We start from the raw sequence: 12,241 nt of genomic DNA on the forward strand, positions 1-12,241 counted from the left end.
CTTATTGGATTGAAAACGATTTTTCCGGGATAAAAGTGACGACCACTTCGGTACCGCCGTTTTCCCGGCGACGAACCTGACAGTCTCCGCGCAAACTCTGGGCGCGATCCCGCATGATAATTAAGCCGTAATGGTTGCTTCGTTCCGCCTGATCGGGCACGCCGCGGCCGTTGTCTGCAACCACCAGCCGTACCTGGTTGTCCCGCAGTGAGACGGTGACGGTCACTTCGGTCGCCTGCGCGTGCTTCAGCGCATTACTCAGCGCCTCACGAGCGATTTGCAGGACGTGAATAGCCTGATGCGACGGGACAAAGCGCGGCGGTAGCTGGTAATCAAGCTGGACGGTAAAGCCAAAATGGGCGCTGTACTCCTGGCAGCTGGACTCCAGCGCCGGGCGCAGTCCCGCTTCGGTTAATTGCAGGCGGAAGGTCGTCAGCAGTTCACGCAGCTGTGCCCATGACGTATTCAGCTCATTGCGAATCTGGCCCAGCAGCTGACGGCTCTCTTCCGGCAGGTTTTCACCCTGCATTTGTAAACAGCTGACCTGCATTTTCATACAGGAGAGCGATTGGGCGATGGAGTCGTGCAGCTCGCGGGCGATGGTGGCGCGTTCCTCCATCACGATCAGCTGCTGCTGATGCTCCTGGTGCCTGTCGAGGGCCAGCGTGGAGGTCAGCTGTTCGACTAACGTATCCACCAGCTGCTGCTGATCGTGGCTCAGGTGACGTCCTGCGGGCAGCGTAGCCAGCAGGATCCCGTACTGGTTATGGGCATCGGACAGCCGCCATTTCAATGTGGCGCCGGCATCCGGCAGCGGCGGCAGATTGCGAGGACATAAATAGCAGCCTTTGTCATCGCACTCTAAATCTGAGTGGCAGACGAATTCCTGATGATTGTCCTCATCTTCGAAGTCATACACCCGCACCTCAATATCGCGCAGCAGCGTCAGCCCCTGCAGGCCGTTGAGCACCGGTGAAATACGCTCACAAAGCGGGGCGCTGGAGTGCAGACGACGATTGGCCTGCCACAAAAAGGCGAGGATTTCATTTTTCTGCTCCAGCCCGGCGGTTTTTTCCTGCACCCGTCGTTCGAGCACTGAATAGCTTTCCGCCAGCTCTTTTGACATGTTGTTAAGCGCCATACCGAGGCTGGCCATCTCATTACGACCGCTGATATGGACGCGTTGGGTAAAATCACGATGGCTGACCGCCCGGGCCATGGCCAGCAGCTGTTTCCACGGGCGCAGCAGACGGGCCCGCAGCCAGACGATAGTGAACAAAAACAGCAGCGCCATGCCGATGGCCATCACCCGCTGCATCCAGACGACGTAGCGGATGCGCTGCTCGGTGGTGTGATCAAAAGAGGTGACCAGGTGGTCTATCCGGTCGACAAAGCTGGCGACGTCCGTGGCGACGGTAGCCTGATTCTGCGCGTGTTTCATCCCCGGCGCCAGTTCCAGCTGCCAGTACTGCTGAAGCGCTTTAAGCTGGCCATCCTGGCCGTCTCTGAGGGCGGCATTCTGCAGCTCTTCGCTGAAGACGGTGGCGTTCATTTCGTCGAGCAGCTTGCTATCGCTCGCGTTGAGCGGGATTGCCGCCAGCAGACGATAGCTTTGCATTCTCAGCGAACCGGCCTTATTGATCGCGTGCGCGCTGCCCTGTACGCCGTGTACCAGACGGGCAGAGATACCGATTCCTGCGACGCCAATCGCTGTCGATAGCAGCACGATTAACGCCAGTTGATTCACTAACGTAAGCGGGGTAAAAAGACGTTTTAACATAGCGTGCGTGGCTCCTGACCGGCAAACCATCCGGGAGTGGCGTCTATTCTCGGATATCCCATGGAGTATACCCATACCCATAAGGGATTACCCCTTAATTGTCGGTGGTGGGTAGGTTTGCGGGAGGCGATGGCTTAAACCCGGCAGCCATGTGAAAAACCACACTTTTTTTAGCGAAAAAGGCTACTCACTTCGGGTGATGGGCTTTTTTTAAGCAATTTAATGACCACTTTTCCTTTGATTTATATCAACTTACCGCCCTCTGTAACCCCTAATGTAGCGGCAGGATATATGAATAATCAGAGGTATTTATGAGTCAATCTTCCCTACCGGAGAAGGCCAGTACTTCAGTCATCACCGACTGGCGTCCTGAAGATCCCGAGTTCTGGCAGCAGCGTGGCCACCGCGTTGCAAGCCGGAATTTATGGATCTCCGTTCCCTGTCTGTTGCTGGCGTTTTGCGTCTGGATGTTGTTCAGCGCGGTGGCGGTCAATCTGAATAAGGTCGGCTTCCAGTTCACGACCGACCAGCTGTTTATGTTGACCGCGCTGCCGGCACTCTCCGGGGCGTTATTGCGTGTTCCCTATGCCTTTATGGTTCCGCTGTTTGGTGGCCGTCGCTGGACCGCCTTCAGTACCGGGATCATGATTGTCCCCTGCGTATGGCTGGGTTTCGCGGTGCAGGATACCTCTACGCCGTTCAGCGTCTTTGTGATTATCTCTCTGCTTTGCGGTTTTGCCGGGGCCAACTTTGCTTCCAGCATGGCCAACATCAGCTTCTTCTTCCCGAAGCAGAAGCAGGGCGGCGCTCTCGGTCTTAACGGCGGCCTTGGCAATATGGGCGTCAGCGTGATGCAGCTGGTTGCACCGCTGGTGGTTTCGCTGTCTATTTTCGCCGTCTTTGGCGGTACGGGCAGCGAGCAGCCGGATGGTTCGATGCTGTATCTGGAAAACGCGGCGTGGATCTGGGTGCCGTTCCTGATTATCTTCACCCTGGCGGCGTGGTTCTTTATGAACGACCTGTCGGCCTCGAAGGCATCGTTGAGCGAGCAGCTGCCGGTGCTGAAGCGCGCCCATCTGTGGGTCATGGCGCTGCTCTATCTGGCCACTTTTGGCTCATTTATCGGCTTCTCGGCGGGCTTTGCGATGCTGTCGAAAACCCAGTTCCCGGATGTGCAGATTCTGCACTTTGCCTTCTTCGGGCCATTTATCGGCGCGCTGGCGCGTTCGATGGGCGGGGCTATCTCTGACCGTCTGGGCGGTACCCGCGTCACGCTGGTGAACTTTGTGGTGATGGCTATCTTCAGCGGCCTGCTGTTCCTGACGCTGCCAACGAATGGTGTCGGCGGCAACTTCATTGCCTTCTTCGGCGTGTTTATGGTGCTGTTCCTGACGGCCGGTCTGGGCAGCGCGTCTACCTTCCAGATGATTTCGGTAATCTTCCGTAAAATGACCATGGAACGCGTAAAAGCGCAGGGCGGTAATGAAGAGCAGGCGATGCGTGAAGCCGCAACGGATACGGCGGCAGCGCTGGGCTTTATCTCTGCCATCGGCGCTATCGGCGGGTTCTTTATTCCGAAAGCGTTTGGTATTTCTCTGGAACTGACCGGTTCTCCGGCAGGCGCCATGAAGATCTTTTTCGTCTTCTATGTTGCCTGCGTGCTGATTACCTGGGCGGTTTACGGTCGTAAACAGAAGTCTTAAGCCCTCTTTGTTTGCTCACAGGGCGCAATGCATATTGCGCCCTTTTTTATGTCGTCAGGAGTGAGGTCAACCCGCCGACAGGAGTATCTACCCCTTAATACCCCGGTGAACGCCGCAGGCGTACAATAACCGCTCATTTTTTATTAAAATCCTTAAAAAACATAAAGATAAAAAATAGAAAATGCTACCACTTCGGTGGTATTCACCGCTTGAGGGGCTATTTATAAGCCCTATCGCATTGATCGTTATCAATTCTCTCCCTCTTTCATAGCGTTACCTTCGCTGCAAATCCAGCAATGTCGATTTATCAGAGAGCCGTCAGGCTCCAAACAGGAGAAACCCGATGAGTAAATTCCTGGACCGGTTTCGCTACTTCAAACAGAAGGGTGAAACCTTTGCCGATGGGCATGGCCAGCTTCTAAACACCAACCGGGACTGGGAGGATGGATACCGCCAGCGCTGGCAGCATGACAAAATTGTGCGCTCCACTCACGGGGTAAACTGCACCGGCTCATGCAGCTGGAAGATTTACGTTAAAAACGGTCTCGTCACCTGGGAAACCCAGCAGACCGACTATCCGCGTACTCGCCCGGATATGCCGAACCACGAGCCTCGCGGCTGCCCGCGCGGCGCCAGCTACTCCTGGTATCTCTACAGCGCCAACCGTCTGAAGTATCCGCTGATGCGCAAACGGCTGATGAAAATGTGGCGCGAAGCGAAAGCGCAGCATGCCGATCCGGTGCATGCCTGGGCTTCCATTATTGAAGATGCCGATAAAGCCAAAAGCTTCAAACAGGCGCGTGGGCGCGGCGGTTTCGTCCGTTCCTCCTGGCAGGAAGTGAATGAGCTGATCGCGGCTTCTAACGTCTACACCGTCAAAACCTACGGTCCGGACCGCGTGGCTGGCTTCTCGCCAATCCCGGCGATGTCGATGGTCTCCTATGCCTCCGGCGCGCGCTATCTGTCGCTGATTGGCGGCACCTGTCTGAGCTTCTATGACTGGTACTGCGACCTGCCGCCGGCCTCCCCGCAGACCTGGGGTGAGCAGACCGACGTCCCGGAATCAGCCGACTGGTATAACTCCAGCTACATTATCGCCTGGGGCTCCAACGTACCGCAGACCCGTACGCCGGATGCGCACTTCTTCACCGAAGTTCGCTATAAAGGCACCAAGACCGTGGCGATTACCCCGGACTACGCCGAAATCGCCAAGCTCTGCGACCTGTGGCTGGCGCCGAAGCAGGGCACCGATGCGGCGATGGCGCTGGCGATGGGCCACGTCATGCTCCGTGAATTCCATCTCGATAAACCGAGCCAGTATTTCACCGACTACGTTCGCCGTTACAGCGATATGCCGATGTTGGTGATGCTGGAAGAGCGAGACGGTTATTACGCCGCAGGCCGCATGCTGCGCGCTGCCGACCTGGTGGATGGCCTGGGCCAGGAGGAGCATCCGGAATGGAAAACCGTCGCCTTTGATGAAAAAGGTGAAATGATGGCGCCGAACGGCTCTATCGGCTATCGCTGGGGTGAAAAAGGGAAATGGAACCTTGAGCAGCGTAACGGTACCACCGGCGAAGAGGTTGAACTGCGCCTGAGCCTGCTCGGCAGCCACGACGATGTTGCGCAGGTTGGCTTCCCGTACTTTGGCGGTGACGGCACCGAACACTTCGCCAGCGTCGAACTGGAAAACATTCTGCTGCATAAGCTGCCGGTGAAACGTCTGCAGCTGGCGGATGGCACCACCGCGCTGGTGACCACCGTGTACGACCTGACCATGGCCAACTACGGTCTGGATCGCGGCCTCAACGATGAAAACTGCGCAACCAGCTACGATGATATTAAAGCCTATACGCCGGCGTGGGCGGAAAAAATCACCGGCGTCTCCCGCGCGCACATCATTCGTACCGCGCGTGAATTTGCCGATAACGCCGATAAGACCCATGGTCGTTCGATGATTATTGTCGGTGCCGGTCTGAACCACTGGTACCACCTTGATATGAACTACCGTGGTCTGATCAACATGCTGGTCTTCTGCGGCTGCGTGGGGCAGAGCGGTGGCGGTTGGGCGCACTACGTGGGCCAGGAAAAACTGCGTCCGCAGACCGGCTGGCAGCCGCTGGCGTTTGCGCTCGACTGGCAGCGTCCGGCGCGTCACATGAACAGTACCTCTTACTTCTATAACCACTCCAGCCAGTGGCGTTATGAAACCGTCACCGCGCAGGAACTGCTGTCGCCGCTGGCGGACAAGTCGCGCTACAGCGGCCACATGCTGGACTTCAACGTGCGCGCTGAACGCATGGGCTGGTTACCGTCGGCGCCTCAGCTGGGCATCAACCCGCTGCGCATTGCCGATGCGGCGAAAAAAGCCGGTATGAGCGCGGTGGATTACACCGTTAAGTCCCTGAAAGAAGGCTCGATTCGCTTTGCGGCGGAGCAGCCGGAAAACGGCAAAAACCATCCGCGTAACCTGTTTATCTGGCGTTCCAACCTGTTGGGCTCCTCCGGTAAAGGCCACGAGTACATGCTGAAGTACCTGCTGGGTACCGAGCACGGTATTCAGGGGCTGGATCTGGGCAAGCAGGGCGGCGTGAAGCCGGAAGAGGTGGAGTGGCGGGATAACGGCCTCGACGGCAAACTGGATCTGGTGGTGACGCTGGACTTCCGCCTGTCGAGCACCTGTCTCTATTCTGACATCGTCCTGCCGACCGCCACCTGGTATGAAAAAGACGACATGAATACGTCGGATATGCATCCGTTTATTCACCCGCTGTCTGCCGCCGTTGACCCGGCCTGGGAATCGAAAAGCGACTGGGAAATCTACAAAGGCATCGCGAGGAAATTCTCCGAAGTCTGCGTGGGACATCTGGGGAAAGAAACCGACGTGGTCACGCTGCCTATTCAGCACGACTCCGCCGCCGAACTGGCGCAGCCGCTGGATGTGAAGGACTGGAAAAAAGGCGAGTGCGACCTGATCCCCGGTAAAACCGCGCCGCATATCATTGCGGTTGAGCGCGACTACCCGGCAACCTATGAACGCTTCACCTCTATCGGCCCGCTGATGGAGAAAATCGGTAACGGGGGCAAAGGCATCGCCTGGAACACCCAGAGCGAAATGGACCTGCTGCGTAAGCTCAACTACACCAAGGCGGACGGCCCGGCGAAAGGTCAGCCGATGCTGGATACGGCGATTGACGCGGCAGAAATGATCCTCACGCTGGCGCCGGAAACCAATGGCCAGGTGGCGGTGAAAGCCTGGGCGGCGCTCAGCGAATTTACCGGTCGCGATCATACCCACCTGGCGCTCAACAAAGAAGACGAGAAGATCCGCTTCCGTGATATTCAGGCGCAGCCGCGCAAGATTATCTCCAGCCCGACCTGGTCTGGCCTGGAAGACGAGCATGTCTCCTACAACGCCGGTTATACCAACGTTCATGAGCTGATTCCGTGGCGTACGCTTTCTGGTCGACAGTCCCTCTATCAGGATCATCAGTGGATGCGCGACTTCGGTGAAAGCCTGCTGGTGTACCGGCCGCCGATCGACACCCGCTCGGTGAAATCGGTGATGGGAGAGAAGTCCAACGGCAACCCGGAGAAGGCGCTGAACTTCCTCACGCCGCACCAGAAATGGGGTATTCACTCCACTTACAGCGACAACCTGCTGATGCTGACATTAGGTCGCGGTGGGCCGGTCGTCTGGATGAGCGAAGAAGATGCCAAAGAGATTGGGGTTGAAGACAACGACTGGATTGAAGTTTTCAACAACAACGGCGCGCTGACCGCCCGAGCGGTAGTGAGCCAGCGTGTACCGGCCGGGATGACCATGATGTATCACGCGCAGGAACGTATCGTAAACCTGCCGGGTTCAGAAATTACCGGGCAGCGCGGCGGTATTCATAACTCGGTGACGCGTATTACGCCGAAACCGACCCATATGATCGGCGGCTATGCGCACCTGGCGTATGGCTTTAACTACTATGGCACCGTCGGTTCTAACCGCGATGAGTTCGTGGTAGTCCGTAAAATGAAGAACATTAACTGGCTGGATGGCGAAGGCAATGACCAGGTACAGGAGAGCGTAAAATGAAAATTCGTTCACAAGTCGGCATGGTGCTGAATCTCGATAAATGCATCGGCTGTCATACCTGCTCAGTGACCTGCAAAAACGTCTGGACCAGCCGTGAAGGGACCGAGTACGCGTGGTTCAACAACGTTGAAACCAAGCCAGGCACCGGCTTCCCGACCAACTGGGAAGATCAGGAGAAATGGAAGGGCGGGTGGATCCGTAAGATCAACGGTAAGCTGGTGCCGCGTATGGGTAACAAAGCGCTGCTGCTGGGTAAAATCTTTGCTAACCCGCATCTACCGGGTCTGGACGATTATTACGAGCCGTTTGATTTTGACTACCAGACGCTGCACAACGCGCCGGCAGACAGCAAGGCGCAGCCCATCGCCCGCCCGCGCTCGCTGATTACCGGTCAGCGGATGGACAAGATCGAGAAAGGCCCGAACTGGGAAGACGATCTGGGCGGTGAGTTTGAGAAGCTGTCGAAAGACAAAAACTTCGAGAACATGCAGAAAGCGATGTACGGCCAGTTTGAAAACACTTTCATGATGTATCTGCCGCGCCTGTGCGAACACTGCCTCAACCCGGCGTGCGTGGCGACGTGCCCGAGCGGCGCTATCTACAAACGCGAAGAAGACGGCATTGTGCTGATCGATCAGGACAAATGCCGCGGCTGGCGAATGTGTATTACCGGCTGCCCGTACAAGAAGATCTACTTTAACTGGAAGAGCGGCAAATCCGAGAAATGCATCTTCTGCTACCCGCGTATTGAAGCGGGTCAGCCGACGGTCTGCTCTGAGACATGCGTCGGTCGTATTCGTTACCTTGGCGTGCTGCTGTATGACGCGGATGCCATCGAAACGGCGGCAAGCACCGAGAACGAAAAAGATCTGTACCAGCGTCAACTGGATGTCTTCCTCGATCCGCACGATCCGAAAGTGATTGAGCAGGCGCAGAAAGACGGTATTCCGCTGAGCGTAATTGATGCGGCGCAAAAATCGCCGGTCTATAAAATGGCGATGGACTGGAAGCTGGCGCTGCCGCTGCACCCGGAATATCGCACGCTGCCGATGGTCTGGTATGTGCCGCCGCTGTCGCCGATCCAGTCCGCCGCCGATGCGGGGGAACTGGGCAGCAACGGCATCCTGCCGGATGTCGAAAGTCTGCGCATCCCGGTCCAGTATCTGGCCAACCTGCTGACCGCAGGCGATACCGAGCCGGTTCTGTTGGCGTTGAAACGCATGCTGGCGATGCGTCATTTCAAACGTACGGAAACCGTCGACGGCGTCATCGATACGCGGGCGCTGGAAGAGGTCGGGCTGACCGAAGCGCAGGCGCAGGAGATGTACCGCTATCTGGCGATTGCGAACTACGAAGACCGTTTCGTGGTGCCGAGCAGCCATCGTGAACTGGCGCGCGAAGCCTTTCCGGAGAAAAACGGCTGCGGCTTTAGCTTCGGTGACGGCTGCCACGGGTCTGATTCGTCCTTCAACCTGTTCAACAGCCGCCGCATCGATGCCGTGGATGTGACCAGCAAAACGGAGCCGCACGCATGATCGAACTTGTGGTTGTTTCACGTCTGCTTGAGTACCCGGATGCGGACTTATGGCAGCATCAGAACGAACTCTTCGACGTTCTGGCTACGTCAGAGAAACTGGAAAAAGCCGATGCCCAGGCCCTGGGCGTCTTCCTGCGTGATTTAACCGCGCAGGATCTGCTGGATGCGCAGGCCGCCTATAGCGAACTGTTTGACCGAGGGCGCGCTACCTCGCTGCTGCTGTTTGAGCACGTGCACGGCGAATCTCGCGATCGCGGGCAGGCGATGGTCGATCTGTTGAATCAGTATGAGCAGCACGGTCTGGTGCTCGACAGCCGCGAGCTGCCCGATCATCTGCCGCTGTATCTGGAATATCTCGCGCAGCTGCCGGAGAGTGAAGCCATTGGCGGTCTGCAGGATATCGCGCCGATTCTGGCGCTGCTTTGCGCGCGTCTGCAGCAGCGTGAAAGCCGCTATGCCGTTCTGTTTGAACAGCTGCTGAAGCTGGCAAACAGTGCGGTAGATGAAGCGAAAGTGGCGGAAAAAATCGCCGATGAAGCGCGCGACGATACGCCGCAGGCGCTGGATGCCGTCTGGGAAGAAGAACAGGTGAAATTCTTTGCCGATCAAGGCTGCGGTGAGTCCGATATCGCCGCCCACCAGCGTCGTTTTGCCGGAGCCGTGGCCCCGCAATATTTGAATATCTCTAACGGAGGACAGCAATAATGCACTTCCTGAATATGTTCTTCTTTGACATCTATCCGTACATTGCCGGAGCGGTGTTCCTGATAGGGAGCTGGCTGCGCTACGATTACGGACAGTACACCTGGCGCGCCGCCTCCAGTCAGATGCTGGATCGCAAAGGGATGAATCTGGCGTCCAACCTGTTCCACATCGGGATTCTGGGCATTTTCGCCGGACACTTACTTGGGATGCTGACGCCGCACTGGATGTATGAAGCGTGGCTGCCGCTGGAAGTGAAGCAGAAAATGGCGATGTTTGCCGGCGGCGCGTCCGGCGTGATGTGTCTGGTGGGGGGCGTACTGTTGCTGAAACGTCGTCTGTTCAGCCCGCGCGTACGGGCAACCACGACCGGTGCGGATATTCTGGTGCTCTCCGTGCTGATTCTCCAGTGTGCGCTGGGCCTGCTGACCATTCCGTTTTCGGCCCAGCATATGGACGGCAGCGAAATGATGAAGCTGGTGAACTGGGCACAGTCGGTGGTGACGTTCCACGGCGGCGCATCCGCGCATCTGGACGGCGTCGCCTTTATTTTCCGTATGCACCTGGTGCTGGGGATGACGCTGTTCCTGCTGTTCCCGTTCTCCCGTCTGGTACATATCTGGAGCGTGCCGGTAGAATACCTGACGCGCAGATATCAGATAGTCCGCGCCCGTCGCTAATAGCCCTGTCCGGCAGATCACACCCCGCTTTGGCGGGGTTTTTTGTGGCCCGACGCCAGCCCGTCGCCCCAGCCCAGATTATTTCCCGCCGCCGCAAACAGAATCAGCAGGCCTCCGACCAACTGCACCGGCGTCAGCGCATGGTGAAAGACCAGATAATCGACGACTATCGCCACAAGCGGATAGATAAAGGAGAGCGAACCGGTTATGGGCGTCGGCAGTTTCTGAATCGCACTGTAGAGCAGCTGGTACATAATACCGGTATGCACAATGCCCAGAATCAGCAGGTAGCGCCAGGGGAACCCAGCGGTGACATCGGGGGCGTGAACCAGCGGTAGCAGCATGATTGTCCCGACGATAACCTGAATAAAGGCAATATGCTGAGGCGGAAGCGGCCGCAGCTTGCGGGCGATCATCGCGGTTAAGGCGTAGAAAAAGGCGGCGCCAAGGGCCAGCGCAATACCCGTAACCAGCTGGCTGCCGTGAGCCTGCATCAGCTCGCTGGAGAGCAGGACGACCACGCCGAAAAAAGCCAATGTTAACCAGCCCCATTTCATCAGCGTCACCCGCTCGCCAGTCAGCATCCCCATCAGCACCAGCATAAACGGCTGAGTGTTATACACCACGGTAGCCATGCCAATCGAAATTCGGGCGTAAGCGGCAAACAGCAGCAGCCAGTTAATGACCAGCGCGATGCCGCCGAGGATCGCCAGCAGCAACGTTAGCCGCGTGAGCTGGCTGAACGGCTGGCGGCTGAAAGAGATAAACCCCAGTAAGGTCAGGGCGCCAATCAGGCAACGCCAGAAGACCACATCGATAACCGGCAAGCCGGAGAGTAAAACGAAGGCGCCGATCGAACCCGAAATGATCATCGCCAGACTCATTTGCCAGACGCCCGTTACTGTATGTGCCATTTTTCTACCTCCGTGATGATGCCAATATTGTCGTTAATCTGCTGACAGGTTGATATGCATGATCTAAGGTGAAAGGCGTGTATTGCTTTTATTTATCAGGTAAAACGAATGGAAAACTTAATTGATAATATCGACCGCGCCATTCTGGCCTGTCTGGCGGAAGATGCGCGCATATCGCTCAAGGTGTTGAGCGCGCGGGTGGGGTTGACGTCACCCAGTACCGCAGAGCGGGTGAAGCGACTGGAGGAGCGCGGGGTGATTCAGGGATACGGCGCCCGGGTTAACCTTGCGGCGCTCGGTTATACCCTGCAGGCGCTGGTCCGCGTCAGACCGCTGCCGGGCTTGCTGCAGAAGGTCGATAAATATATCCAGGCAATGCCAGAATGTATCGAATGTGACAAGGTTACGGGCGAGGATTGTTTCGTGATGCGCCTGGTGGTGCGGGATATTGCGCAGCTTGATACCCTGCTGGATGGCCTGGCAGAACATGCCCAGTGTAATACTTCGATAGTAAAAAGCTCGCCGGTAACCCGCCGTCTGCCGCCGATGTAACGTCACTGAATAGCAGTATCAATGTGTTAACGATTTTGCTTGATTCGGAGCTAACTGCCACATGGGCAGAATAGAGTGCAAACGCGATGAGGTTAGCTAAGAAGTTACGGGAAGATGATGGTGGTGGGGGAAGGATGACTCAGCGCGTTGCGCTTCGCCCTTCGGGTCGTTGCCTGCGGCAACGCTTTCTCGCTATCGCTCGAATCGAACCTTGATCGAAGTTTCTCATCCTTCCCTGCATGGGCAGAATAGCGTGCAAACGCGATGAGTTTAGCTGAGAAGTTAC

The 12,241-nt window shown here is 56.9% G+C and carries 8 protein-coding genes and 1 other RNA gene; 6 read left to right on the plus strand and 3 right to left on the minus strand.

Going from position 1 to position 12,241, the window contains the following annotated elements:
- Window position 1: 1 nt before the first annotated feature.
- Window positions 2-1,780 (minus strand): nitrate/nitrite two-component system sensor histidine kinase NarX, encoded by a 1,779-nt coding sequence (gene narX, locus GRPL_RS11130; protein ID WP_032687110.1) that lies wholly within the window; start codon window positions 1,778-1,780, stop codon window positions 2-4.
- 311 nt (window positions 1,781-2,091) lie between these two features.
- On the opposite strand from narX, the gene GRPL_RS11125 reads away from it, so the two are divergent.
- From GRPL_RS11125 to narI, 5 genes are all read left to right on the plus strand, one after another.
- Window positions 2,092-3,483, plus strand: coding sequence for a NarK family nitrate/nitrite MFS transporter (locus GRPL_RS11125; protein WP_032687111.1), 1,392 nt, complete (start codon window positions 2,092-2,094; stop codon window positions 3,481-3,483).
- A 343-nt stretch (window positions 3,484-3,826) separates the two neighbouring features.
- The gene (locus GRPL_RS11120; RefSeq protein ID WP_032697393.1) at window positions 3,827-7,570 is read left to right on the plus strand and encodes a nitrate reductase subunit alpha; all 3,744 of its coding nucleotides are present in this window, start codon (window positions 3,827-3,829) and stop codon (window positions 7,568-7,570) included.
- Entirely contained in the window at window positions 7,567-9,105 is a 1,539-nt protein-coding gene (gene narH / locus GRPL_RS11115; protein ID WP_032687113.1) for a nitrate reductase subunit beta, read from the plus strand. The genes GRPL_RS11120 and narH overlap by 4 nt, the downstream gene beginning before the upstream one ends.
- Window positions 9,102-9,812 (plus strand): nitrate reductase molybdenum cofactor assembly chaperone, encoded by a 711-nt coding sequence (gene narJ / locus GRPL_RS11110; protein WP_032697392.1) that lies wholly within the window; start codon window positions 9,102-9,104, stop codon window positions 9,810-9,812. The genes narH and narJ overlap by 4 nt, the downstream gene beginning before the upstream one ends.
- Window positions 9,812-10,489 (plus strand): respiratory nitrate reductase subunit gamma, encoded by a 678-nt coding sequence (narI, locus tag GRPL_RS11105; RefSeq protein WP_032699492.1) that lies wholly within the window; start codon window positions 9,812-9,814, stop codon window positions 10,487-10,489. The genes narJ and narI overlap by 1 nt, the downstream gene beginning before the upstream one ends.
- A gap of 17 nt (window positions 10,490-10,506) precedes the next feature.
- On the opposite strand, the gene GRPL_RS11100 is transcribed toward narI, so the two are convergent.
- Window positions 10,507-11,403, minus strand: a complete 897-nt coding sequence (locus GRPL_RS11100; protein WP_032699494.1) for a DMT family transporter — start codon at window positions 11,401-11,403, stop codon at window positions 10,507-10,509.
- Window positions 11,404-11,511: 108 nt separating this feature from the next.
- Between GRPL_RS11100 and GRPL_RS11095 the strand changes: the two genes are divergently transcribed.
- Window positions 11,512-11,955: an Lrp/AsnC family transcriptional regulator gene (locus GRPL_RS11095; protein WP_032699497.1), complete on the plus strand. Its 444-nt coding sequence runs from the start codon at window positions 11,512-11,514 to the stop codon at window positions 11,953-11,955.
- 118 nt (window positions 11,956-12,073) lie between these two features.
- On the opposite strand, the gene GRPL_RS26275 is transcribed toward GRPL_RS11095, so the two are convergent.
- Window positions 12,074-12,205: non-coding RNA, RtT sRNA (locus tag GRPL_RS26275), on the minus strand.
- Between the last annotated feature and the right edge of the window lie 36 nt (window positions 12,206-12,241).

The organism is Klebsiella planticola ATCC 33531 (genome assembly GCF_000735435.1).
Classification (GTDB): domain Bacteria; phylum Pseudomonadota; class Gammaproteobacteria; order Enterobacterales; family Enterobacteriaceae; genus Klebsiella; species Klebsiella planticola.

Coding starts and splice junctions, on each gene's coding strand:
- narX (WP_032687110.1), bottom strand. CDS start 1,780: ATGTTAAAACGTCTTTTTACCCCGCTTACGTTAGTGAATCAACTGGCG.
- narH (WP_032687113.1), top strand. CDS start 7,567: ATGAAAATTCGTTCACAAGTCGGCATGGTGCTGAATCTCGATAAATGC.
- GRPL_RS11095 (WP_032699497.1), top strand. CDS start 11,512: ATGGAAAACTTAATTGATAATATCGACCGCGCCATTCTGGCCTGTCTG.
- GRPL_RS11120 (WP_032697393.1), top strand. CDS start 3,827: ATGAGTAAATTCCTGGACCGGTTTCGCTACTTCAAACAGAAGGGTGAA.
- narI (WP_032699492.1), top strand. CDS start 9,812: ATGCACTTCCTGAATATGTTCTTCTTTGACATCTATCCGTACATTGCC.
- GRPL_RS11100 (WP_032699494.1), bottom strand. CDS start 11,403: ATGGCACATACAGTAACGGGCGTCTGGCAAATGAGTCTGGCGATGATC.
- narJ (WP_032697392.1), top strand. CDS start 9,102: ATGATCGAACTTGTGGTTGTTTCACGTCTGCTTGAGTACCCGGATGCG.
- GRPL_RS11125 (WP_032687111.1), top strand. CDS start 2,092: ATGAGTCAATCTTCCCTACCGGAGAAGGCCAGTACTTCAGTCATCACC.